We start from the raw sequence: 25556 nt of genomic DNA on the forward strand, positions 1-25556 counted from the left end.
ATATGCCTCCTGCTGCCAGAAGGAAAATAAAAGTAACCAAGAGAGAGAGCAGGAAACGGGGCCAGATGGATACTGTAATAATTGAGCCGGCTGTTCAGCCGGAAGAGCCGTGCTGCGTCGAAATCAAGACGACGCTTGCCACCAAGGTCAACCTCGCCGACTTCCAGAACGCCGTTCCGGTGATTCGTGAGTTGTCGTTGGTCAACGACACGAAGAGCGACTACAAATCGCTGCGACTGACGGTCAGTTCGGAACCGCCGTTCTTGAAGCCGAAGACCTGGCACATCGACCATCTGGCGTCCGGGCAGACTGTTCGGCTCACAGACATCGACCTCGGACTCGATGGTCCGCTGCTTGGACGACTGACGGAGTCCGAGAAGGCCGTTGTCACGTTCCGCCTTGCATACGGCAACGAAGAGCCAGCAGATTTGGCCTCGGCCGAGTCAATCGTTGACTTGCTCCCTCGAAATCAATGGAGCGGTTTGTCATCGCTTCCCGATATCGTGGCTGCGTTCGTCCAACCGAACGAACCAGCAGTCGAGCGAGTTCTCAAGCAAGCGGCGGAAGTCCTGCGTAGCGCCGGGAAGTCTGGCGCCATCAATGGCTACCTAGAGGGACCTCGGCGAGCGTGGGAGTTGGCGTCGGCCATCTGGAATGCCATTGGTGCCATGGGCATCGACTACGCGTTGCCCCCTGCGAGCTTTGAGCAAAACGGCCAAAAGGTCCGCGCGCCCAGTCACATCGCAGAATCGAAGCTCGGCACCTGTCTCGACCTAGCGCTTTTCGCCTGTGCTGCGCTTGAGCAAGCTGGCCTCAATCCGCTGGTTATCTTCCAAGAAGGACACGCGTTCCCAGGCGTCTGGCTGAAACCGGAGGAGTTCTCCACGACGGTCGTCGACGACATCACGGCTCTCAGGAAGCGCGTGAAGCTCAGAGAGATGGTTCTATTTGAGTCCACGTTTCTTACGCAGCGGCCTCTGCCGAAGTTTAGCTTCGCAGCGGAGAAGGGCGAGGAGCACATCTCGGAAGAGGCTGAAGGCAAATTCGAACTTGCGGTGGATATCCATCGCGCGCGCCTCCAGCGCATCAAGCCGCTGGCAAGCGAGCAGGCAGTCCTGCGCGGTAGCTCAGATGAGGACTCTGGCGTCAATTGCGCGCCCATCTGGGAGGAGGCTCCTGACCTTCCGACGAGTTTCGGAGACACTGATTTCGAGGGCGACCTCGAGCGTCCTGAAGACCGGCTGACCCGTTGGCAGCGCAAGCTACTCGACCTGTCCCTGCGGAACAACTTGTTGAGCTTTAAGGCTGGAAAGAAGTCGGTAAAGCTTGATGCTCCGGAACCGGGCCTGCTTGAAGACATTCTCGCGGAGGGTCAAGCGCTCAAGCTTCTGACCCGCCCGGACTTGATGGACGGTGCCGACCCGCGAAGCCAGGCGATTCATGAAGCTCGCGAGCGGGAACACATTCGACGTCGGCACGCGCTCGATGCTCTCAAGCGGAAGGAAGTCTTCATCGGTCTCTCGCAGGAAGAGATGGATGACCGCTTGCTCGAGCTATTCCGCAGTTCTCGGACGACGCTCCAAGAAGGCGGCTCGAACACGCTTTATCTCGCCTTGGGTTTTCTCTCGTGGACCCGCGACGACAAAGACGACAAAAAGTATCGAGCGCCTCTCATCCTGGTGCCTGTCACGCTCGAGCGACGCAGCGCCCGTTCCGGCTTTGGTCTCAAGCTACACGACGATGAGCCGCGGTTCAATCCGACGCTCATCGAGATGCTCCGCCAGGATTTCGAGCTGGAACTCGGCATCCGTGACACGGAGTTGCCAAAAGATGATTCTGGTCTCGATGTAGCCGGCATTTGGAAGACCGTCTCGAACGCAATCAAGGACATCAAGGGATGGGAGGTCGTAGAGGACGTCGTTCTCGCGTCGTTCTCTTTTGCGAAATACTTGATGTGGCGGGACCTTACCGAGCGAACCGAGCAACTCAAGCACAATGCGGTCGTTCGTCATCTCATCGACACTCCGCGGGATTCATATCAGACGAGCGTCGAATTTCCGGACGTGCGGCGGTTGGACCGAGAGCTTCCGGTCAAGGAAACCTTCTGTCCGCTTCCTGCTGATTCGTCTCAGTTGTCTGCGGTGGTTGCCGGAAGCAAGGGCAAAGACTTTGTCCTAATTGGACCTCCCGGGACCGGCAAGAGCCAGACAATCTCCAACCTCATCGCTCAGTTCCTCGCCGAGAAGAAGCGGGTACTGTTCGTCTCCGAGAAAATGGCTGCGCTCGATGTCGTCTATCGGCGTCTCGCGGATGTCGGTCTTGGAAACTTCTGTCTCGAACTCCATTCGAGCAAGGCTCGTAAGACCGAGGTGCTCGAGCAACTCCGTACGTCCTGGGATGCAACATCGGCGCTCGCTCCCGAACAGTGGCACGCGGAGGCCGAGCGCCTAGAAGCAATTCGTTCGCAACTGAACGGCTATGTCGAGCGACTCCACAACCGTCACGAAAACGGCCTGAGTGTCTATGAAGCAATCGGCCGAGTGGTCGGCGGGCACGACCTGCCGGCACTGCGGTTGTCGTGGCCGTCTTCAAAGGCGCATAACCTTGATGGCATGCGCGCACTTCGTGAGACAGCGGAACTGCTCGACGTCAATGCGAAGGCATTCGGCGAGGGCCAGCTCAATGCGACGCCTCTTGCTCACGTCGCACAAACCGAATGGTCGCCGCTGTGGCAATCCGCATTTCTCGACGTGGCCGAGGCGGTGCCGGACGTTGTTTCCCGGTTCGAAAAAGCCGCAGATGACTTGCGTGCAACCATCGGGCTGCCATCCCTTCCGCTTGACGCTCGAGTCCGCGAGGGTTTTCGCATGCTCGCGGCGACGCTTCCGTTAGCCTCGGGTTATGACTGGCGTTTCGCCCTGCGCCCAGATGCAAAGGCCATCGCTGACGCGCTCCGCCAAGCAGTGCCGATGCTTGAGCGTTATCGTGAATTACTCGCAGGTCTGTCGACGCCGAAAGGCAATCAGACGCTCGAAGACCTTCGACTTGGCATCACTCATGTACAGCGCGACGCGGAACTGCGGGCTGCGTTGTCCCAGCCGTGGAATGAGACGCTGAGAAACCGTTTGGCTAATGGTATCGAGCTGCTACGCAGTCGTCTCGACACTGTGGGTCAACTCTCCCTGCCTTACAACGCGAGCATTCCGACGAAAACGGTCGCTGAGTTGCAGTCGGACCATCGCGAGCTGAAGGATTCGAGTTGGCCGATGAGCATGATGCGTAAGCGCTCGCTCACCAAGAAGCTCAAGGAGCTCGCCACAGGCGGCAGCGAGCCCGACATCGATGGCGACATCGAGCGCTTGTCCAAAATCGACACGCTCAACGAGCAAATCAAGGCGCTCGATGACCTTTCGTTGCCGACGTCGAACGCTTGGGCCGGATTGAAGACGGACCTCGATGTCGTTCGTGCACTTCTAGCGTTCCAGACCGCATTGGTTCAGGTTCGTGCTCGCAACGACTGGGAAGATGTCGGTCTCGACCCGGTCAATCGAGGCCAGTGTGGTGACGCGGCTCGTGACGACCTTCAGCGCATGCGTGAATTGCGCCAGATTGAGCAGGTCGTCAGGCGCCTCGCGCCGCTTCAGGCAGAAATGGATGGAATCTGGAGCGCTTTCCAAACCGACGTCGGCGTAGCAAAGGTTTATTTGACCTTCCAAGGTGCACTGGCGGCTGCACGAGCGGAGAGCCACTGGCTCGACGACGGATTCTCGGCAATGGAGTCCGGACGTGCCGGAGCAATCGCTGCCGCAGACCTCAAGAAAATGCGCGAGTTGGTGACGCTTCATACGCGCCTTCAAGAATATTCCGACCTTTCGGCGAAAACCTCAGGTCTCTGGAGCGGCCTGAAGACAAAAACCGAGGGGGTCGAACCAGCGCTGACATTCTTTGAGTCGCTGGCGGCGGCCCTCGCGAATCTCGCTGGAACTCCCGAACTCCTCGCAGCCGTGAAATCGCCGGTTGCTCTGTTGCTTGGTGACAGCAATGTGTTGCTCGAGCCATCAGGCATTGTTGCTGGCACAGGCCGAATTTATGCCGAGGCGCTCAAGGCTTTCGACGAAGCAGTCACGAAGTTCGCGTCGGCAAGCGGTCTTGCTCTACCCGAGCATACGAGCTTCGCGGCCCTGCTGCCGACAGAAATCACAGAGCGTGCCCGAAACGTATCTAAGCATGCGAACCGTTTAAACGCGTGGTGTGCCTGGCGCAAGGTGCGTCAGCACGCGTTTTCGCTCGGCTTGGCGCCGCTGGTGGCAGGCGTGGAGCAGGGCATCATTGCGCGCGGTCGCGTCAAGGAAGTATTTGAGACTGACTATTGCCGCTGGTGGCTGAACGCAGTGGTCGATGCGGATGAAGTGCTGCGCACCTTCGTGTCCGCGGAGCACGAGAAGCGCATTCAAGACTTCCGCGAGCTCGATGAGCAGTTCATCGCGCTGACGCAGTCTTGGGTCAGAGCACAGCTGTCGGCAGGTCTACCTTCCCCGGCCAGGGTGTCGCATGGCTCCGAGTGGGGGCTTCTGCGCTATGAAATGCAGAAGAAGACCCGTCACCTGCCATTGCGGGAGTTGATGACGAAGGCCTCGACCGCCATTTTGCGCCTTACGCCTTGCTTGTTGATGAGCCCGTTGTCGATTGCACAGTATCTCCCCGCAGAAACGTCTGACTTCGATGTGGTCGTCTTCGACGAAGCGTCTCAAATTCCCGTATGGGACGCAATTGGCGCCATGGCGCGCGGCCGCCAAGTCATCATGGTCGGCGACCCGAAGCAGCTTCCGCCGACAAGCTTCTTCGACCGCGCGGAATCTGATGTTGACGACACGGACGTCGAAACTGAGCTCGAAAGCATCCTGGAAGAGTGTATCGGTGCGAACCTGCCGACGATGAAGTTGTCGTGGCACTACCGCAGCCGTCATGAAAGCCTCATTGCTTTCTCGAACTATCGCTACTATGGCGGTGACCTCGTGACGTTCCCGAGCCCGGTGACTGATGACCGAGCGGTGAGCTTCCATTTGGCATCGGGTGGCCAGTATGAGCGCGGAGCGTCGCGTACGAACAAGCCTGAGGCGAAGGCCCTCGTTGCGGACCTCGTAGGTCGTCTCAAGTCGTCCGGATTCGCCGAAAGCGGGCAGACGGTTGGGGTCGTCACCTTCAATGCCGAACAGCAGCGACTCATTGAGGACTTGCTGGACGCAGAGCGCCGCAAGGACCCATCCATCGAGCAGCACTTTGCGGATACTGCCCTTGAGCCGGTGTTTGTGAAGAATCTCGAGAGCGTGCAGGGTGACGAACGCGACATCATGTACTTCTCCATCACGTACGGTCCGGGTCTGGATGGCACGATGCCGATGAACTTCGGTCCGATGAACCAGCAGGGTGGTGAGCGTCGCCTCAACGTTGCAATTACTCGCGCTCGGCAGGAGCTGCGCGTTTTCGGCAGCTTCAGGCCGGAGAAGATGGACTTGTCTCGAACCCAGGCGCTGGGAGTTCGAGACCTCAAGCACTTCCTCGAGTTCGCAGAGCGTGGTGCGAGAGCGCTCGGTGAAGCAGTCGCCGGCAGCATCGGTGACTTTGATAGCCCGTTCGAGAAAGCTGTCTGCGTGGCGCTTGCCGAACGCGGCTGGACTGTCCACCCACAAGTGGGCGTTTCTGCGTTCCGCATCGATTTGGGCGTCGTTGACCCGGATGCTCCCGGGCGCTACCTTGCCGGCGTTGAGTGCGACGGTGCGACTTACCACCGGTCCGCGACGGCGCGCGACCGCGACAAGTTGCGAGAGCAGGTCCTTCGCGGTCTTGGATGGGAGATTGTCCGCATCTGGTCGACCGACTGGTGGATTGATATGCCCGGAACGCTAGAGAAGGTCGACGCACAGTTGCAGGCTCTTCTTTCAAGCCAGCGTCAGCAGCGGGTCGTCGACGAGTCTGAAGCTGCCGCGTTGGCGGAAGAAGTGATTGCAGCAGCGAAATCAGGCGTTGATGTAGAGAAAGACGCCATCGACTCGGCAGACAGCGACCCAGAAGACGGGACATCGAACGCGGAAGCAAATGTGGTCGAGGTGAGCGCGCCCGCAATGTATGCACGAGCAGTGTCTTCTGTCGCTCGTCGCGAGGAAACTCACGACGTCTTCGTTGAGGTCGACCTGGCGACGACTGAACATACTATGGAGCCGGATTTATTCTTTAGCCGAAGCTACGACGCTCGCCTGCTTGCAATGATTACCACCGTCGTAGAGAGGGAAGGGCCCGTGCGCGATGAAGTTCTCGCCCGTCGCATTGCCCGAGCACACGGTTGGACACGCACTGGTTCCCGAATTGTGGACCGGGTCATGGACCTCGCAAAGGTTCATTTCAAGACCGAACACGAAGCCGTCGGCGCGTTCGTGTGGCCGAGGCGCGACGATACCAGAGCAATCAACTTTCGTCGGCCTGCGGCAGGCACGGCTCGTTCCGTCGACGAAATCTCGCTTGCGGAACTGACCGCGCTTGCGACTCAACTGAAACGCCTCGGCTACGACATGGAATCTGGTGTCAGTGCTATGAGCCGTGACATCGGACTGCAACGAGTCCGGGCCACTAGCCGTGAACGGCTTGAGCAAGCGTGGACAAGTGCGGTTGCGTAAGCAGAAGTCCGTGGAGTTGAAGGAGGGAAGGCGCCGCCGCGCCTAGCCGAAGGGCCTTGGCATCACGTTGGCGTTCCTATCGAAGAATAGAAAAAAATGGGCTGGAGTTTTAGGAAGAGCATAAAGATTGTACCAGGCATCCGCGTGAACCTGAGCAAGAGCGGCGTAAGCACGTCTATTGGCGGCAAGGGCTTGACCTATAACACGCGAGGTCGAGTGACCGCCAGCATTCCCGGGACGGGAATCCGTTTCACCCAAAACCTGAAATCGCGAGAGTCCTCTCGTTTCAGCAGGTCAGACCAAGCGGGCGTCCGAGTAGTCACCAGTCAAAACGGGGAGCCAATGTCAAAACGTGAGCAGGCAGCGCAGGAGTTCGTCTGGCAGGTGAACTCGCGAACGCGAGCCGCCCTTGTCAACTATTTTGTCTCCCATGGGGTGTGGGTCGAAGACCATGAGCTTGAGACCGCATTGAAACTTGAAGCGCATCGCCCATTTCTCAACACACTTGCAAAAGACCTAGATATCACCGCGAAGGCCACGAGACTGGCTTCAGATATCGGGTCAATCTCGCTGGCGGAGAAAGAGAAGGCGATGAAATCGGTGTACGAGGTGGAGGAGATGTGCAGGGAAGGCGCGGGAGACCGCGGCGCGTTGCATGCGCAAGCCGCGTCTCTTTATGGTTTGGTCAACGCGTGGCCGGCGACGCCTGCGCTTGGTGCCGCCTTCGCTCTCGGGATTTTGGGCTGTTTCCTTATTTTCGTGAATCTGTTCGAGCCTGGCGCGCTAGCGATTGTGGTCGCGGCCGGTTACGTACTGTTTAAAATCATGTCGTTCGAGCGTCGGAAGGAGACCCTCGCTGAACAAATTGCGAACGCGAACGCACAGTTTGAGGCGTTGCTTTTGCTCGAAGTGACGCAGCGTCCTAACACTCCTCATGGAAAGGACTGGACCCGACTGAAGGCGTACTCGATTGCCGGGATAGTCGTTCTGGCATCGATTGCAAGTTTTGTTCTCCGTCAAGGAAGTTCGCACGGTCAGTCCGAGGTCGCGCAAGCCTCTGCGGCAACGCCGTCTACGATTTCTCAGGATGCGCAAGCTTCGGTGCCTGAACCAGCATCTAAACCGGAGCAACGCCGCTTTGCTTGGTTAGTGGGTAAGTATCCGTCGGAGGTCTTGAACGATAAGCGAGTTCGTGCCGCATTCAATCATGTTCCGCAGCATGCTTGGAAGAAAATTTTGGAGCGCCTCGCAGTGACCAATGACGCTATCCATATGAAGGACGGCTTTCTCGTGGCCGAAGGGTGTATGTCTCATCAGTGCAGGTCTGACCAGGCCGCCTTTGTCATCAACGAAATGACGGGCAAGGGCGCCATCGCGTATCGCGATAGCAGCATCGCCGACCAAGATGCGGGTACGACCAAGGTGTTCGCATGGCGCGAAATGCCTCTTTCTGGGACGCCGCTCGAGGACTGGGTCCGGCCGGCCGGTGCCTCGGTCTCTACCGCGACTGCATCGGTTAGTGAGTCGACATCGTCAAGCATGTACAAGACCAGCTTCGACTGCGCAAAGGCCCACTCCGAGGCGGAGCGTCTTGTTTGCGGTGATGCAGAATTGGCTGCAGACGATGTTCAATTGGCGACTGTGTACGCGCAGGCGAAGGCCGCCGCCACGGACCAGAACGCATTCCGGGAGCGAACGCGCGCTCAGTGGAACTATCGCGAGCAGAATTGCCACGACAAGGTCTGTCTGCAACGATGGTATGCCGACCAGAAAATTGCGCTGGCACAGATAGCGCAGACTGGACACATCGACGAACAGTAATATCTTGACCGTCTCGTACCGAAGAAGCGCTATGAAAGACAAATGTGAAAGATGTGGCTGCACACCACACTCTCCACGCCGTCGCTGCCCAAAGTGCCAGAAGCTTGTTTGCGTCAGTAGGTGCTGGTCGAAAAGAAAGCAAGAATGCGCAACTTGCACACCTGCTTCTGATTCAGCCGTCAAGCCTACCGTACAAGAGCGCGATACGGCGCGCCGGTGCCAATTCTGTTCGAAAGTTCTTACGTCCGTCGATAACGCTCGTTGCTCAGGGTGCTTCGGAATAGTCTACTAGCCGGCTGTTCGGGGCGTCGTAACATGATGGGAAGAATTCACGCGCATTGGGACCGCGTTTCGCGCGGCAAAACACAGTTCGCAATCTAAGCCCAAGCGCTGCCCTAGACGAAGTCGAGGCCCATTGACGGGAGAGTTGCAAGTGCCGAGCAACCACAGGGTGCTCGGCGTCTGGAGAGCACGGGCACCCTTGTCACCGGGTAGTCTGTATGTCGCTTTCCTTTTTCGTCTTCTCGCGATTGGCCCAAGCCGCACGAACGCGCAGACGCCACGGGTGCCCTCGAGATGAGAAAAGGCGGCGCTCTGCCTCGGCCGCGTTCTCAAGTGAAAGCAGGACCGCAAGTTCATCCAGCAAGCAGCAGTAGAACTCGTAGTGGACCGCGTTGAAATCATCGTGCAGCGTTGTTCCTTCTGAATTTCCCAATTTGGGGAAGGCACTATATGGATGAAAACGCCCACGGTTCCAATTTCGCTCGTTTAACAAATGGAATGACTTCGATGTCCACTGGTCCGCAATATGCGCAGCCTGCCCTCCCAGGAATCGGATGAGCTTTGTGAAGTAAGAAGCGCGCAGCCCCTTCAACTCACCGCTGCACTGCGCTTCATGAAACCTCATGAACGCCTCTTTCCGCGTCAGTTCTGGCAGCGCATCGATGATAGGCATAAGCACCTCCCTGCAACTCCAAGCAAGTCGAGCGTGTTTAGGCCTCTGCCGACCCCAAGCCATGACCGCAATCCATTTGACATCGTTAGGAAGCGTCAGATGTACTTTCAAAAGCGCATCGAGCTTGGAGCTCGACAGGCGGTGCGCAAGAGCTGGGCAGCTCTTCATATGCTCCCGCACACGCTTTGCGAGTTCACGGTCGACTTTCTCGGCCAACTCCAACGCTGCCCCGCCTTTATATTGAGAGGGAGGAGCGAATCCCTTCAACTCCCGAATCAGCTCCGCATTCCATTCAAACAAGACGAACGGTTGTTGCCGTGGGGCAGTACCGAGTGGAATAGATTCAACGCTTCGTTGAAGCGAAAAACTGACAATATGACCGTCGGTTTGCGGTTGCGAAGGCTCGTCGACGGATGAGGGCGTGTTTGGTATTGAGAAGTCAGCCGCAGAAACGGAAAAAGCCATCAATTTCTCCAAAAAATGATGGCTTTCATGACGGTGACAGTTGCCGGCCGATTTGCCATCGAACAAAGTTCACTTCCCCATCATGGGAAGCACTACTTTGTCGAAAGCCTATACATCCATGGCACCTAGCCTTGCGCTGGGCTGACCCTTAGGTCCTCGCATCTCGCTTGATGCTGCCTGGAATAATCGGCCGAACAGTTGTCTGCTGCGCGGCGTCGTTGCATGCTTGCTCTAGACGGAGCGGAGACTACCGGAAATGCTCCGCTCTGTCAAATCGGCGTCAGCGCACGTCATCGAATCGATTGGACAGTCGCAGCCTTAGTACAGTTCTCAGCATTAGGTCACGCAGGTAATTGCAGTCGCAGGAGATTCAGCGCACGAGCGAGTCGATGATGACCAAGAGAAACGGTTTCCCGCGTGCAATTTCGGCGGACTCGCTGGTCAACCGTAAATCGCTTGCAGACGACGTCGTGTTTCAGCGAGCTTGGGCAAATCCAACTTCACCTTGTGGACACCGCTGTCGAGGTACTGGCGTAGGCACGCTGATGCCGAGAATATCCAAACCGATTCGAAGGCACCCGGTAGGCCGGCAGTGAAACGCCGTCGCGACCTCGTTCAAGCCCGGGCAGTTCAACGACTGCTCGATGAGCAGATGCTCGCGCCTGCTTAGGCGGCTCATCGAGCGCAAGCCATTCGGCCGCAACGTTGCCGTAATCTTGCGGCCAACAGCTTACGAGCGTTTCCAGTCCCGCCCGACGTCATCCCCCGGTTCGCGCTCTTGGCTATGCACATCGTCGGTAGCCTCAGCGGGAAAATCACCGCGCAGGGCTTCGGCGATGCTCTGTGCGCAAACTAAGCGGCCGAGCGACCGAGGAAGTCGTTTTGAACCGCTCCAGTCGAAACATTGGACAAATAGGCGCGACGGCTAACGCTGGAAATCTCCGCGCGGACCTTCTATAACCATCTCTATGCTTTCCACGCGCTTTCGATTGGCTTCCAAAAACATACAGCGTCAAGGCACGCAGGAAGCAGGTCCACCTGAGTTCGAAGGGGTCAACAACACGAGGTGCCACGAATGAAAAAAGTCTCATTTAAAGGCAAGGACATTCTTGTTCTTTCCTCAATCGTCTTATTCTCGATGCCAGTGATATCGGCAGAAAACCTGCCAAAGCAAGGGGCGATTGACGCGACTTACACAGCTGCCGGGTCCGACGTTCGGGAGCTTGGCGTTAGCGGTGATGACATGGTGTATCTGTTCGAATCCACGTTGCTGATGACAAGCAACAACAAAACGCCCCTCATGCACAACATAACGGCGCACTGCGTCGAGGCGGGCTTCACTGCGGGGGCGGGAAACGGCTATTGCGTCTACACCGACAAAGATGGCGACAAGTTCGTTGAAGCCTTTAACCACCCAAAAGGGTCGACCTCGGGAAAAGGGACACTCGGCTCGGGCACAGGCAAATACAAGGGTATCGAAGGCCAATTTGATTGGCAGGTCGTGCAGGAGTTGCCAGCGGAAAAAGGCGCCTATCACTACGTGGGTAAAAAAACCGGCAGCTACCGAATCCCGTAGAGCGTGATACACCGGCCCCGGCTTCAATGCCTTTGGCTCTTGCTCGGGAGTGAGTCTGCGCCGATGAATGCGTCCAGGGCGTTTGATACTAGGTTCTCGAAGCGGCTAAACACGGAACCTGCGGCCCATCCGTCGCGGTGTCCGACGCAGGTCCGAGAAGCAGATGCGAATAAGCCCGCACGAAGCGGGCTTCTTGCCAACACGAGGCGCGGGCCTTAGGCAGCTGCGTCCTTCAACTTCTTAAGAGCACGTACCTTCAGCTTGACCGTCGCCGGCTTGGCATCAAACCAGCGCTCCTGACCCGTGAACGGGTCCTTCCCAAAGCGGCGCTTCTTTGCTTCCACCTTCTGCACGTTGATTTTTAGCAGGCCGGACAGCGTGAACTCGCCGAGGCCCTTCTTGTGAACAGCACCCAGAATCGTGTCTTCGAGCGCTGCCAGCACGGCCTTCGCTTGCTTTGGCTCGACACCAGCTTGCATAGCCACATGAGTAACGAGCGACGCCTTGGTGAACGTGTCTTTCACCGGCTTGAGCGTTGCGTCGGCCGCAGCTGCTTTCCTTGCCGGTGCTGCTTTCTTCGCTGCCGGTTTGGTCGCAGCAGCCTTCTTGGCTGCAGGTTTCGCGGTCTTCGTTGCCATGTGCGCGTCCTTGTCGTCATAGATTGATAGACGCTTAAGACGAAGCACCCCGGCGTCGAGCGGTCGGCACATGCGTCGTCGTAAGCCGTCGGTTAGCGTAGCAACGCGCACGACAATGTGCAATCAGAATAGACCTTAAAACAAGGCATTTTTCACATTTTTCTCTAAAAAACAACCTCAAGACTTCAGTTCTCTTGGCCGGATGACCTCAGGCTGCGGGCACCCTCGATTCATAGCGGCGCTCGTCGAGCACAAACCACTCGACCGCTTCGAAGTCGTAGTCTTGAGGCCAACTGGTTGCGAGCGTTTCCATTGCCCGCGCGACGTCGTCACCTGATTCGAGCTTGTAGCTGTGCCCATCGTCGGTAGCAGCAATAGCAAATTCAGCGCGTAGGGCTTCAGTGACGCGCTGGGCACAGACTAAGCGGTCGACCGACCGACGAAGTCGTTCGCGCATCTCGTCTCGCAATCCAAGCTCTCTTGCGACGACTTCAATATCGTTCATCGTGTCGGCGAGCAATAGGTCGAGAAGCTGGCCGACCTTCGAGGTCATCGCGCGTGGGCATCGGCAACTGCGATTCGGGTGATTGTTGAATTGGTTCATGCATCCCTGTAAGCATCACCGTTTATGCGCCGGACCGTCCCGTCACGCGCTGATGTCCGATTTTGCGAACTGAAGAAGGCGATTAGCCTTTCAAGCGTCCGGCAGTATTTCGCTCAAGCTTGCGCGGCATCCAACCGTTGGCTTACGCGCGCTGTTCTATGCTGCGGCTCCTCTTTAAGCAAGGGTGCCCGGCGCGGCGTAGCATTTGCGGGACGCGTCGCTCGGTGCCGGCAAGCGAAATTGCAGACAGAACACATGGAACGAATCGAAAAACGAGATGAAGAGGCTGCAGCCGTCGCGCGTATCGCCGACGCCGCTCGCGAAGTCCAGCTCGCCTCAGCCGTGCTTGAGGGGCACTTCCACGATACCGGCGGTGCGGCACCAACGTTGATGCTCGCAAGGCTGACAGCAGCGATGTCGGAGTTGCAAGCTGCGCGGGACGCGTTCGACGCACTACTTGCTGCCAAACTCTCGGCAGAGTGAGTCGCTCGCCGTCTTCGTGGGCGCTCGATGCAGTTCACTTGCCCGTTAGAGCGTTACCTCCAGCGCTAGAAAGAACCTCAAACGAGCGCCGTCGACAACCTCGGCAGCTCAGGCTTCGTGCCGAAGTAGATTACAGCCTGACCGTTTCGGGAGGTAGCTGCCTGAAGTATGTCTGCAGGGCCTTTACTGCGGCTCGCACTTTGGCCGGTTCACTGTCCCGACGAGGAGAAACGACAGTTACCGGGAGAGAGGGAAGGTTCCAGGTAGGCAGGACCCTCACGAGTTGATGACGTTCGATTGGAACATGAGCGTCAATATGAGCAACGCGGGCGATGCCTAATCCTTGCTCGCAAATCTGCTGAAGGGTGGTTTGCGTTGTCGTGGCAATCCGGACGTTCATGGTTACCTTCTCAGCTCTGCCTCCCTTTCCGCTCAAAGCCAGCGTAATGGTCGATGAACCAGTGTCACGGGCCTTTGTGCCCTCTGGCTGACAGGCTGGACCAATGTTTTCTCTCGTTGCTTCAGCTTGTATCGCTTGCAAGGCTGGGGCGCGATGACGGCCAGTGGGCAGCGTGTCCTGAGCAGTAAAGGCTCCGGTACGACGCGACATCGCAATGGATTCCTCGAGGGAATTCTTGGTCAAGAGGGTAAGCGGAGAAGCGGGGGAGGCAAGAAGTCATGCTGGAGGTTGTGAGTGCCTTTGGCGAATATAAGTGACGTCGCTAAAGATGTCTTTAACTCTTCTGTCTTACCTGACTTCTTCTTACATCAAAGCCATTAGATGGAAGGTAGTCTTTTTCGCGACCGTCACCCCATGCGGGGTTGACGGCCGCACTTCAGCGGCCCCGCACACTCGACGGGACGGGACTTCGTACCAGAGAATGTTGCGCGACCGGTGGCTTAAAGAGCCTCAATTCTTTCAAAGATGGGTACGCCTTGACGCGCCGTTCCCGGACCGAAGCGTTCCGCGAACTCATGCGCGAGCGGCCGTTCATCATTACGCAGCCAGAGACGGAGGAGATGGCGCTTCTTGTCGTCCTCTTCGAAATCTTCGAAGTGGGTCCGGGAGTGGACGATAACGTGATTGTTCAGCAGTTGCATGTCGCCCGGTTCGAACTGCATCTCGAAGCACAGCTCAGCTGAGTCGGCGAGCTTGTCGAACAGGTTCAGCGCTTCTTCCTGCAAATCCGTCTTCGGCTCACCACTCTTTGCAAACGCAGGTTCGATGGCGTTACGCACATATCTGCAGCTCAGATAGCCCTCGTGGTCGCTGAGGACCGGAATCTTGTGGTCGCTCAGTTCACCTGCGCCGGGCCGTCCTTCGCCCTTGAGGTCGTAATAAAAACCCTCGAAAAGGGGCGCGAGCAAATCCGGACGTTCGGCCAACATACGATTGAAAATCGTCGTCGAACTGGTGAAACGGCTCAGACCGCCGCTCTTCGGCGTGCGCAGGCATAGCAGGCCGACGATGTCGCAATTATCGGTGTGGAAGTTCAGCTTCGCGTTGGTGTTGTACCCACGCGTTTTCTGGCTATAAGTCACGCCCTCGTCCTTCACATGCCCTAGCAGGTGGGCGCGCGAGTTCTGAGTCACCGGCGTGCCCAAGTGCAATCCCACGCCCCAATAAATCCTCGAAGCGTCCTCCTTGGAATAGCGCTCGACCTGCAGACCTCGCAGGACGACGAGCCCGTGCCCATGATGGATTTCGTGCGACGCCTCCATCAGCGATTCAGCGAGACCGTCGAGCGAGAAGTCCGCCTTGGTGATGTCCGTAATGGGCAAATGGCGCACGCGCTGCAAAGCAGCGTCCAACTGCGCCAGTTCATCGCCGCTGAAATGCCGAATCCAGCCTGCCTCTGCCTTCAGGCTGTCAGCGGTCCATGCGGTTTTGTCGGTCACGGGGGTCGTACGCGTCGCCATGTCTGTCTCCTAAATCATCAGTTGAATCAACGGGGTTGGCAAGCGGATTCGCGTCGCCAAGGGTGTTTCGAGTCACCGTGAAAAAAATCATAACGCCGTTATGATTTGCTTGCAACATTTTCATAATGGCGTTATAAAATCAACATGCGCCGCTCGGAGGACGCGTTTTTCCGAAGACAACAAGACGCTTACATTCGAGACAATCCAACTAGGAGGACCCCATGGAGACACCCGCGCACCGCGCTGAGCTAGCGCGTTCGACTTTTCGCAAAATGGCTTGGCGTGTGATGCCTCTACTGATGCTGGCCTACCTGGCTTGCTATGTGGACCGCGCGAACATTTCGATTGCGGCGCTGAGCATGAACACCGCTATCGGCATCAGCAAATCGACCTACGGTGTGGCCGCCGGAATCTTCTTTCTTGGCTACCTGCTGTTCGAAGTGCCTTCGAGCCTTGCTTGCCATCGTTATGGCCCCCGTATGTGGATGGCTCGAATCATGGTCACCTGGGGCCTGCTGTCGGCACTCACGGCGTTCGTATGGGACGGCACCAGCTTCGTGTCCCTGCGATTCTTGCTCGGTGTAGCCCAGGCCGGCTTCGTACCGGCGGCCGTGCTCTATGTTGCGAGAGCATTTCCCGAGGCCTATCGCGGCCGCGTGACGGGGTTGTTTCTCATGATGGTTCCGCTGTCGAGTGTCATCAGTGCTCCGGCGTCTGCGTGGCTCGTCAGCCTTCACGGCGTCGCCGGTCTGCAGGGCTGGCAGGTGATGTTCATCGTCGAGGCGATTCCTTCGGTGCTCCTCGCACTGGTCGTGATGCGCCTGATGAGCGATAAGCCCACGGAAGCCAAGTGGCTGAGCACGGAGGAGCAGGAATATCTTCGCAGCGTCATGAGCGCCGAGAGCAAGACCAAACATGAGCACAACTTGCGCGAGGCATTGTTCGACAAGAAGGTGCTGGCGCTCGGTATGGTGAACTTCGGCGTTTTGATTACCCATCAGACTGTTGGGCTCTGGCTGCCGCAAATCATGGCCGAGTTCGGTTGGCCGAAGGGTGAAATCGGATGGTCGATGGCAGGTATCTATGCGCTTTCCGCCGGGGCCATGGCTTTTTGGGGGCGCCATTCGGATAAGAAGCGCGAGCGCAAGTATCACCTCCTTGCAGCCCTAGCCATTGCTTCCGCAGGTCTTGTCCTGTCGACGCTCATGCCGAGTCCCCTGGCAAAGTTCCTCACCCTGACCGTGTCGCTGGTGTGCAGCTTCGCATCGATGTCAGTGATTCTCGCTATTCCGACTCAGTTCCTGAAGGACCGCGCTGCGGCCGGTGGGGTCGCGATGGTGATGGCAATTGGGAGCTTGTCCGGTTTCCTCGGCAGTTCGCTCGTCGGCGCGCTCAGGGAATGGACCGGCTCTTTCACGACCCCGATTATCGTTATCGCCGCCTTTGGGGCGGTTGCATGTGCAACGCTCGCTCGAATCAAGATTGGGCGCCCCGGAGAGGCGAACAACGACTCGTCGGAATCCGCCCCCTTTCACACTGCGGTGATGGCCGGCCATCACAAGGACTAATGCCATGACCACCGGATTTCGCATCCTTTCCTGCGAGCGACGCGTCTCGCCCAATCTCATCGAGCGCTTTCGCGCGCTGCCCGTGGCCAATGTCAGCGATGCCGCTCAACGTCTCAATGGTGCTGGCGCCGCTATGCGACCAATGCACGACGGCACGAAGTTGGCCGGTACGGCCATTACGGTGCGGTGTCGCCCCGGCGACAACCTCATGGTGCACAAGGCGCTCGACCTGGCACAGCCCGGCGACATTGTGGTCGTTGACGCGGGCGGCGACCTCACCAACGCCATCATCGGTGGACTGATGTCCGCTCATGCCGAACATCGTGGACTGGCCGGCATTGTCATCAACGGCGCCATCCGGGATGCAGCTGAGCTTCGCCGAGCATCCTTTCCCGTGTTTGCATGCGGCGTCACTCATCGCGGCCCCTACAAGGATGGTCCGGGCGAGATAAACGTTCCTATCTCTATCGGCGGCATGGTCGTGTGGCCCGGCGACATCGTGCTGGGCGATGATGACGGCGTCATCGCGGTGGCATTCGACGATGCCGAGGAACTTCTCGCCAAAGCGGAGACCAAGTTCCGCCAGGAAGCGGAGCAGCTCATAGCTATCCGCGAAGGACGCAATTCGAGAGAGTGGGTGGACGAGACACTCCGTCGACTTGGATGCGTCGTACCGGCTTGACTTTGTAGGAACCAGACAGTGGGTGTGGACGGAGCAATCGTGCAAACATACATTGGCAACAAATCAACTCGACGCGAGGAATCGGCCAGCGGAGATGGACTCCCACGTCGGAGTCGCAATCTCGCGATGGTCACCATTGCAATCAGCTTGACGCTCGCTCTGCTTGACGGCTCGGTTGCAAACGTCGCGTTGCCGATGATTGCTGTTGACCTGCACGCGGGTGCGTCCACGGCCATCTGGGTCGTGAATGGCTATCAGTTGGCGCTTGCGGTCTGCCTCCTCCCGTTCGCGGCGCTTGGCGAGCGGTACGGGTATCGGACGGTGTACAAGCGTGGCTTGATTCTCTTTACGTTGGCCTCGGTGGCGTGCGCTGTGTCGCCATCAATGACGGCGCTCACGCTGTCACGAATCCTTCAGGGCGTTGGCGCTGCAGGGATTCTGGCAGTGAACACAGCGCTCATCCGCTACATCGTTCCGCATGACAAGCTTGGCAGTGCGCTCGGAATCAACTCACTGGTCGCAGCGACTGCTGCAACGCTCGGCCCGAGCGTATCGGGCGCGATATTGTCCGTAGCCTCTTGGCCGTGGTTATTTGCAATCAATCTGCCGCTGGGTGCGGTTGCAATCACGTTGGCCCATCGGAACTTGCCCGACAGCGACCGCAGCAACCAGCCGTTCGATACCCGAAGCGCTGTGCTCGGAGCGCTGATGGTCGGCATGCTCATCACGAGCGTCGAGAGCTTGGGGCATGGTCTGCCTTGGGCTGCTGTGCTCGCCCAAGTCGCCGCATGTGTCATGGCTGGAGTGTTGCTTTTGAAACGTGAAGCCAAGCTCGAGCTTCCGATGTTTCCTCTGGACCTGCTGCGTATCCCGGTGTTCTCTCTGTCCCTCGGGACATCCATCGGCGCGTTTGCAGCCCAGATGATGTGCTTCGTGGCGCTTCCTTTTCTGCTGCATAGCGGATTAGGGTATCCGCCCGCCATGGTCGGATTACTGATGACGCCATGGCCTCTCATGGTCGCGTTCGTCTCACCGTTCGCGGGAAGGCTGTCTGACCGGGTTTCACCGGGCTTGCTTGGCGGGATTGGACTAGCTTTGCTGGGCGTCGGACTGCTGAGCTTCGCGTTCCTGCCAACGCATGCACAGCCTTTCAGCATCATCTGGCGAATGATTGTGAGTGGCGTGGGTTTCGGGTTGTTCCAGTCCCCGAACAATCGGACCTTGGTTGGCGCCGCGCCAAGGGCGCGAAGTGGAGCAGCTAGCGGGCTGCTCGGTACTGCGCGACTTATTGGACAATCGACGGGCACGGCGATGGTGGCGCTTATGCTGGCCGTATTTCAAGTCAACGGAGCAAAGTTTTCGATTATCAGCGGTGCTGTGCTGGCAAGCATTGCTTGCGTCGTGAGCTTGCTGCGAATCCGTCACTTCAGCGCGCCTAATACCAATGGCACGAGCTCAGAAGGCTCGATAGTCGACGTCGCAGAAATTTGAGCAGATATATGTGCAGGCACTGCCGGAAAGCTCGACAGTGCCTCTTTTATTGTTCCGGGAAGTTTGCGCCGAGTAGTTTGCTCGCGGACACTGCCTCGTCGAACAGGAGCGTGCGCAAGCGCTCGCTGCCCACATCGAAATGACCGTTCACACCTGCCAGTGTGAGCGTGCCCAGACAAACATCGCCTGGCCCAAACAACGGCATCGCCATCGACGCCAGCAATGGGTCGCCTATGCCAGCAGTCGAAGCGATAACGTCAGGAGTCAGCGGGCCCGCTTCTGCGAGCGTTTTCCCGAAGAATTGGGAAAGAATGAGACTGGTCGCTGTCCCGTTCATCGGAAGGCGGGTACCGACGCGGGTAGCAACACGCACTGCCCGATTGGGCTCGGCGCGGAGCAGGCAGATTCGCCACTCTCCGTCTTTGATGTAGACCGAGGCGCTTTCGTTCGTTGCGTGCATTAGCCGGTCGAGCACCGGTTGCATCGTCGCCGACATGTCAAAGCTGTTCTCGAACGCCTTGCCAAGCTGAAAAGCCTTCGGTCCAAGCCAATACTGGCCTCGTTCATCTTTGCGAACGAAGCCTCGAGCTTCGAACGAAATCATGTAGCGCAGGATGAGGCTTTTGAACAGGCCGGTTCGCTCCTCCAACTCGATGAGAGACCTAGGACCAATGTCCCCCAAGAACGCTTCCAAGATGAGCAACGCTCTTTCAGCGGCAGCGACCGAGCGGTCGACTGCAGCTTTGTCGCTTTCCATATGCCCTCGCATGTATCCAGTAGAGGTCGAGATTATCAGACTCGAAGATGTTCCTACAACACCGTTCGACTATGAGGAGAAGCCCGACGCACTGTCGCGGATTGCCACTCAAGCAGGCATTGGAATGGGCGGTACCAATCCATCCGGGAAAAGCTGAATGTCGTCGGAGTTGAATGTCAGGCGCGCTGGGTACAACGACCACGCACCGGAAGCAAAAATCCGGGTAGGCGTCGCGGCGAAATCGACGCTTGGACAGTTTCAGTCGGACGACACCATCCCATCGCTGCTCAAATCGCCTCGATGTGACTTTTTAGAACGTCTGTGTGAGCGATGGGAAGTATTCAACGCTGACTACACGAAGCAAACTCGAAGCACACATCCAAGGTCTGGAGAGCAGGTTAGTCGTCGAGACCGGAAGAGCGATAACAGCCCAACAGGAGACACGGTGTCACACATCCTATCGAGCGAGCAGGCGAGGGAAGCTTCAAGTCGAGCGCACCTGCGCAGTCGCATCGCCGGCTGCATCGGGCATGCCAAACCCGCTACGGGCGCAAGACTGCTCTCGCTCAACTAATTGCGGCGTTCAAGGAGAAAGTGCTCGCCTGCGTTATCTCTTCGTCTTTGAGCAGGAGCCGCCAACCAAGGCCTCACCGCTTTGGGAAATGCCGAATGTGACTGTCATGCCACACAGCAGATTACGCCGGCGGCCACTACATGGGTTTCGGACGCACTGGCTCGGCAATCGCGGACGCTGGTGGCAGGCGAATCATTACTGACCGAGGCGCCATCGCATAAAGCGGCCTAGGCGCTTTTTGCTACTTACATACTAATAGACCCTCGCCAAAGCGAGATGGAGACAAGAGCCATGAGCCCCAGCTTTCAAGCCAGGGTGCCGACCGGCACTGGAAGCCGCATTGTCCACGAAGAACAAGAGCGCGCGATTTATCGAAAAATCGCCTGGCGCATCCTACCTCTCCTCGTGTTCTGCTACATCCTAAACTATCTCGACCGCGTCAACATCGGCATCGCTCAGTTGCAGTTCAAGGCTGACCTTGGCTTCAGCGACGCGGCTTATGGCTTGGGCGCAAGTTTGCTATTCGTTGGGTATGTGCTCTTTGAAATTCCGAGCAACTTGCTGCTTGACCGGGTCGGCGTGCGCAAGACACTGTTGCGCATCATGGTTGCATGGGGTCTTCTTTCAGCAATGACGATGTTTGTGAAGACCCCTACGGAGTTTTATATTGTGCGATTTCTTATCGGAGTCGCAGAGGCAGGATTCATTCCGGGCATCCTTCTCTATCTGAGCTACTGGTTTCCGACGCATCGACGCGCGCGCATCACTTCCATTTTCTTCCTTGGAATCCCGGTTTCGGCAATCGTTGGTGCGCCGTTGTCCGGTTGGATTATGCATGCCTTCGCTGGCGCCTTTGGTCTGAAGGGCTGGCAATGGCTCTTCCTACTCGAAGGTCTGCCGTCTGTAGTTTTTGGTGTCGTCGCGTATTGTGCGCTCAGCGACCGGCCGCAATCAGCTAAATGGCTGACCAATGCAGAGCGCGAGTTCGTGGTGAGCCAGCTTGCAGAGGAAGACGCAAAAAAGCAACAGAAGGGCGATGCTACCACTCATGGGCTTCCGTCATTGTTGCGCGTGGTGCGCGACCCTCGAGTACTCGCTGCGGGTTTCACCTTCGCCTGTAGTTATTCCCTCGGAAATACTCTTGCCTTTTGGGCACCTGTCGTGATTAAAAACTCGGGCGTCGCAAACATTGCGAACGTCGGGTTGCTTGCGGGTATTCCGCCGCTTGTCGGTATCGTCGTGATGCTTTTGGTTGGACGCCATTCGGACCGGACGCTGGAACGACGTTGGCACGCAGCCCTACCGCTGTTCACGGCAGCTTGTTCTCTCATCCTCTTGCCGCTGTTTCGTGGCGATACATCCCTTGCACTCGCATTGCTTGCGGTTGCTTCGGCGGGTCACTACTCGTGCCTCTCGGTGTTTTGGTCAATTCCGCCCGGATATCTCAAGAGTCAAAACGCTGCCGCGGGTATCGCGCTCATTAACGTGATTGGTGCCCTCGGCGGTGCAGTCAGCACAACCGCTCTCGGCGCGGTAAGTAAGGGAGCGCAGGGCTTTGGCGTGGGGCTTTCGATGGTCGGCGCAGTGGTTGCTTGCGGGGCAGTCCTTTTGCTCATTGCGTTTCCGGCTCGAGCACTCGCGGCCAATATGGCGGCACGGGAATAAGACGCACAGCAGAGCATCATCTCGAGGGACATTCAAGCAGTGGAGTGGAAGGCAAGCAAGGACCAGTCGCTACTCGACGGCGCACCAGAGGTGGAGCGCGCTCTTACGAATTTTCGCAAACAGCAGCCTGATAACCGTTAGACAGCTGAATCAGTATTGGAGATTTCTATGAACAAACATGTCGAATTCACAGTTCCTTCCATGCGTGAGCAATGCTCGGAGCCGGAATGGCAAACGCGTGTAGACCTCGCTGCATGCTACCGCCTCATGGACCTGTACGGCATGTCGGATATGGTGGCCAACCACATCTCGGCACGTGTACCTGGTGAAGAAGCATTCCTCATCAACGCCTATGGGATGCTTTATGAAGAGATAACCGCGTCGAGCCTCATCAAAATCGACAACGATGGAAATATCCTAGCCAAGCCCGCATTCACCGGAGCCGACTATGGCATCAACCGGGCGGGTTACGTGATTCATGGGGCGATTCACGATGCCAAGCCGGAGCTCAGCTGCGTCATCCATACGCACACCTGGGCGGGGATGGCGCTGTCGTCACTCAGATGCGGATTGATTCCGATGACTCAAACCGGCATGCGGTTCTTGAACATTGGATATCACGATTTTTGCGGTGTAGTTCTCGACATGTCCGAACGGGAGTCGTTGATAAACGACCTGGGCGATGGCAACGCAATGATATTGCGCAATCATGGTTTGCTGACAGTCGGCAAAACCATTCCAGAGGCTTTCAACGCCATGCATCGACTCGAACTGGCTTCGAAGGCGCAACTCGCAGCGATGGCATGTGGCAGGGAACTCGTCGAAGTACCGCAAAAGGTCCTTGAAGAGACTTGGTCGAATTACCAGCCCGAAGTTCGTCGTGCCTTTGGACTCATGGAATGGCCGGCGCTCCTTCGTAAGCTTGACAGGATTGACCCGTCTTATCGCGACTGAGGAAGCGAATGCTCACAACGTTGAGAGCCGATGATGGTTGTCTGACGCGGAGCCACGTGAGCAGACTGTATTTCTAGAAGAAGAGAAAAGGACCTTGTCTACGGCATTTGAGCGTCGGCTGACGCCGAGAGCCCAGAGGCCTGGACTAGCTGAGCGGCCGCCGGGTATTGCAGCATCTATTTTGGAAACGAACGACTCTTATGACGAGACCTTGTCTTGGGCCGCTTCCGGCGGCCACAACCCCTGCATCCCAGGTTCCGGCACGCGCTTGCGATTGCCATGTGCACACGTTCGGCCCATATTCGCGCTTTCCGCTATCTGACGAAAGAAGTTATACACCTCCCGAAAACCCAGAGGACCGTTTGATTGCGCATCTCGACGGGCTCGGATTCGAGCGCGGAGTAGTGGTGACGGCGAGCGCCTACGGAACCGACAACGCTTCGCTAGTCGAGGCTCTGACACGATATCCCATGCGGCTTCGCGGCGTCGCCGTGCTTGGGTCCAGTACGTCGGAGAGCGAACTCGACCGTTTGTCCGAACTAGGGGTCCGGGGCGCCCGATTCAACCTCTACCGACACAACGGCGTTCCCGTGTATCGCAACGGCTCGGGACTTGATGCGCTAAACGTGCTTGCTCCGAAGTTGGCAGCACGAGGATGGCACGCGCAAATCTGGATTCATGCGCCGGACCTTCCCGAGCTGGAACCGCTTCTGCGTTCGCTCTCGATTCCACTGGTTGTCGACCACATGGGACGAATAAGTCCAGAGCGTGGCGTCAACGACCCTGGATTCAAGCGGCTTCTTAAGATGCTCGCTGATGGCGTTGCGTGGGCCAAGGTGTCAGGCGCAGACCGGGCGAGCACGGCGGGCGCGCCCTATGAGGACGTCGTACCGCTGATGGCTGCGATAGTCGGCGCGAATCCGGAACGCGTCGTCTGGGGGAGCGACTGGCCGCACGTGAACATATTCGATTCCGCAAGCATGCCTGATGACAGTGCGTTGCTAAAGCGCTTTCTGGATGCGGTGCCGAACAGCGCACTGCGAAACACAATTCTCGTCGAGAATCCGGCGCGTCTCTACGGCTTTGCCAAGTAGTACTCCTGCCCGCAGTCATCGATTCGATGCCTATCACGACGAAAGCACATGGTGCGACGCCGCGTGTGAGGGATTGCGCTCCTAAGGAATGGAGACTAGACACAAGCAGGCGCCGGACATCGATGACGCAAAGGGTCTGCGCCATTGTGCTCGGGGCGCCTGCGGCCGAGGACCGTAACGAACCTATACCCAACCGTTGGAGACTCCATGTCGTTAAAGAAAGTAAATGATAAGAATGAAGCTAGTACTACTTTCAAAGTAAAGGCAATCGCTGTTGCCGGTCTGGCATTCGCTTCAATCGCCGCGCACGCGCAAAGTAGCGTAACGCTGTACGGAATCGCGGACGTCGGCATCGAGCACATCAACAACACCACCGCCGGCGGTGCTCAGACCCGGGAGGTCTCTGGGAATCTCTCCGGCTCCCGTTGGGGCTTGAAGGGAGTCGAAGACCTCGGCGGCGGCCTGAAGGCAATCTTCGTTCTGGAAAGCGGATTCAACATTAACGACGGCACGACCGCGCAATCGACGAAAGGTCTGGGCACGAATGCAGCCACGACATCTCGGCTCTTCGGCCGCCAGGCATGGGTTGGCCTTTCGTACAAGGGTCAGCAGTTGACCTTCGGACGACAGAACGCGCTGATATATGACCAGGCGGTTATCTTCGACCCGATGGGCGTTTCATCCAGATACTCGGCACTTTCAGTCGACTATGCGCTGGCTGCCCGTATCGACAACTCCGCGAAATACGTAGGCAATTTCGGCCCGCTCACCGCGCAGGCCATGTACAGCACGCGTTACGACACGGGTTATGGCTCGGAAGTGCCGGGCGCGCAGCTCACCGGGCGCTTTTTCAGCGGCGCGCTGACCTACGCGACGGGGCCGTTCGCTGCGACCGCCGTTTATGAACAACGCAACAGCAACACCGTCGACACTAATACCAGCACCGAGCGTCGCGCGATGGCCGCCGCGACTTATGTATTTGGGCCGGTCAAGGGGTTCGCCGGCTACCGATACCTTCGCGCGTCCAACGCGTTTCTGCCTGTCAACCCCATCGCGGTGGCCAACGGCTCGCAAGCCAACGCCGCCAACCTGTACTGGGCAGGCGCGACTTATCAAATTACGCCCGCGTTTCAGCTCACCGCCACAGGTTACTACCAGGACGTGCATTCGACCGGCGCAGACCCGTGGCTCGCCGTGCTTGGCGCGGACTACTTCCTGTCTAAACGGACCGACTTGTACGCGACCGTCGGCTTCGCTCGCAACAAGGACAACTCCGCGCTCGGCGTGAACGGATACGGCACTGTTGCGCCCGGTCATAACCAGACCGGCGTCACCATTGGCATGCGTCAAAAATTCTGACGCGGAGAACTGTGCAAATCGCCAGGCACCAACTTGCGGCCACGTGGAGTCAAGGTGATTGCAATTGACTCGCACATTCCGAGTCATGACAGAAGGTCGAGCCATGGCGCCACTCGCATTACTTGCCTGGCGGTGGGCGAGGGAGACATCTACGTCCCCATCATCAAGCGTTCTCGAAACAAGTTGAGGCGGCAACAGGCGCTGGGGTCCGATGAGGCGCCGCCTCCCTGTAGGGACACCATTGCGTGCTGTTGCCGTCTGGCCGCTGTGATTTTTTGG

At 57.8% G+C, this 25556-nt stretch carries 17 protein-coding genes and 1 pseudogene; 12 read left to right on the forward strand and 6 right to left on the reverse strand.

Annotated features, from left to right (window positions below):
- The first annotated feature begins 65 nt into the window (after positions 1 to 65).
- The 3 genes and pseudogenes from AC1Z32_RS15980 (at position 66) to AC1Z32_RS15990 (ending at position 8492) form a co-directional block, all read left to right on the forward strand.
- Positions 66 to 6671, forward strand: a complete 6606-nt coding sequence (locus AC1Z32_RS15980) for a DUF3320 domain-containing protein (protein WP_483479553.1) — start codon at positions 66 to 68, stop codon at positions 6669 to 6671.
- A gap of 96 nt (positions 6672 to 6767) precedes the next feature.
- Positions 6768 to 6914 (forward strand): annotated as a pseudogene (locus AC1Z32_RS15985) (DUF4236 domain-containing protein); the annotation flags it as partial.
- Between the two features lie 99 nt (positions 6915 to 7013).
- Positions 7014 to 8492 carry a lysozyme inhibitor LprI family protein gene (locus AC1Z32_RS15990; protein ID WP_483481648.1) on the forward strand — a complete coding sequence of 493 codons (1479 nt, stop codon included), beginning with the start codon at positions 7014 to 7016 and terminating at the stop codon, positions 8490 to 8492.
- A gap of 484 nt (positions 8493 to 8976) precedes the next feature.
- Here the strand turns inward: AC1Z32_RS15990 and AC1Z32_RS15995 are convergent, their stop codons facing one another.
- Positions 8977 to 9912 (reverse strand): 8-oxoguanine DNA glycosylase OGG fold protein, encoded by a 936-nt coding sequence (locus AC1Z32_RS15995; protein WP_483479554.1) that lies wholly within the window; start codon positions 9910 to 9912, stop codon positions 8977 to 8979.
- A gap of 1075 nt (positions 9913 to 10987) precedes the next feature.
- Between AC1Z32_RS15995 and AC1Z32_RS16000 the strand changes: the two genes are divergently transcribed.
- Positions 10988 to 11488, forward strand: a complete 501-nt coding sequence (locus tag AC1Z32_RS16000; protein ID WP_483479555.1) for a hypothetical protein — start codon at positions 10988 to 10990, stop codon at positions 11486 to 11488.
- 215 nt (positions 11489 to 11703) lie between these two features.
- Here AC1Z32_RS16000 and AC1Z32_RS16005 read toward each other — a convergent pair whose 3' ends face one another.
- On the reverse strand, positions 11704 to 12126 hold the full coding sequence (locus AC1Z32_RS16005) for an HU family DNA-binding protein (protein ID WP_483479556.1): 423 nt from the start codon (positions 12124 to 12126) through the stop codon (positions 11704 to 11706).
- Between the two features lie 208 nt (positions 12127 to 12334).
- Positions 12335 to 12730: a hypothetical protein gene (locus AC1Z32_RS16010; RefSeq protein WP_483479557.1), complete on the reverse strand. Its 396-nt coding sequence runs from the start codon at positions 12728 to 12730 to the stop codon at positions 12335 to 12337.
- 255 nt (positions 12731 to 12985) lie between these two features.
- Here AC1Z32_RS16010 and AC1Z32_RS16015 point away from each other — a divergent pair, with 255 nt between their 5' ends.
- Complete coding sequence (locus AC1Z32_RS16015; protein ID WP_483479558.1) at positions 12986 to 13213, forward strand: hypothetical protein; 228 nt, start codon at positions 12986 to 12988, stop codon at positions 13211 to 13213.
- Positions 13214 to 13343: 130 nt separating this feature from the next.
- Here the strand turns inward: AC1Z32_RS16015 and AC1Z32_RS16020 are convergent, their stop codons facing one another.
- Together AC1Z32_RS16020 and AC1Z32_RS16025 are read right to left on the reverse strand one after the other, a co-directional pair.
- A complete protein-coding gene (locus AC1Z32_RS16020; protein ID WP_483481649.1) occupies positions 13344 to 13823 on the reverse strand; it encodes a LysR substrate-binding domain-containing protein in 480 nt (159 codons plus the stop codon).
- Between the two features lie 290 nt (positions 13824 to 14113).
- Positions 14114 to 15133, reverse strand: coding sequence for a TauD/TfdA family dioxygenase (locus AC1Z32_RS16025; protein WP_483479559.1), 1020 nt, complete (start codon positions 15131 to 15133; stop codon positions 14114 to 14116).
- Positions 15134 to 15354: 221 nt separating this feature from the next.
- Between AC1Z32_RS16025 and AC1Z32_RS16030 the strand changes: the two genes are divergently transcribed.
- From AC1Z32_RS16030 to AC1Z32_RS16040, 3 genes are all read left to right on the forward strand, one after another.
- A complete protein-coding gene (locus tag AC1Z32_RS16030; RefSeq protein WP_483479560.1) occupies positions 15355 to 16701 on the forward strand; it encodes an MFS transporter in 1347 nt (448 codons plus the stop codon).
- Between the two features lie 4 nt (positions 16702 to 16705).
- Positions 16706 to 17383, forward strand: a complete 678-nt coding sequence (locus AC1Z32_RS16035; RefSeq protein WP_483479561.1) for an RraA family protein — start codon at positions 16706 to 16708, stop codon at positions 17381 to 17383.
- Between the two features lie 126 nt (positions 17384 to 17509).
- Positions 17510 to 18874, forward strand: a complete 1365-nt coding sequence (locus tag AC1Z32_RS16040; RefSeq protein WP_483479562.1) for an MFS transporter — start codon at positions 17510 to 17512, stop codon at positions 18872 to 18874.
- A 46-nt stretch (positions 18875 to 18920) separates the two neighbouring features.
- On the opposite strand, the gene AC1Z32_RS16045 is transcribed toward AC1Z32_RS16040, so the two are convergent.
- Positions 18921 to 19631, reverse strand: coding sequence for an IclR family transcriptional regulator (locus AC1Z32_RS16045; RefSeq protein ID WP_483479563.1), 711 nt, complete (start codon positions 19629 to 19631; stop codon positions 18921 to 18923).
- 865 nt (positions 19632 to 20496) lie between these two features.
- On the opposite strand from AC1Z32_RS16045, the gene AC1Z32_RS16050 reads away from it, so the two are divergent.
- From AC1Z32_RS16050 to AC1Z32_RS16065, 4 genes are all read left to right on the forward strand, one after another.
- Positions 20497 to 21870 carry an MFS transporter gene (locus tag AC1Z32_RS16050; protein ID WP_483479564.1) on the forward strand — a complete coding sequence of 458 codons (1374 nt, stop codon included), beginning with the start codon at positions 20497 to 20499 and terminating at the stop codon, positions 21868 to 21870.
- A 168-nt stretch (positions 21871 to 22038) separates the two neighbouring features.
- Positions 22039 to 22824 carry a class II aldolase/adducin family protein gene (locus tag AC1Z32_RS16055; protein WP_483479565.1) on the forward strand — a complete coding sequence of 262 codons (786 nt, stop codon included), beginning with the start codon at positions 22039 to 22041 and terminating at the stop codon, positions 22822 to 22824.
- 200 nt (positions 22825 to 23024) lie between these two features.
- Complete coding sequence (locus AC1Z32_RS16060) at positions 23025 to 23918, forward strand: amidohydrolase family protein (protein WP_483479566.1); 894 nt, start codon at positions 23025 to 23027, stop codon at positions 23916 to 23918.
- 207 nt (positions 23919 to 24125) lie between these two features.
- On the forward strand, positions 24126 to 25277 hold the full coding sequence (locus AC1Z32_RS16065) for a porin (protein WP_483479567.1): 1152 nt from the start codon (positions 24126 to 24128) through the stop codon (positions 25275 to 25277).
- Positions 25278 to 25556 lie beyond the last annotated feature (279 nt).

It is taken from the genome of Caballeronia sp. 11_S32, assembly GCF_056930355.1.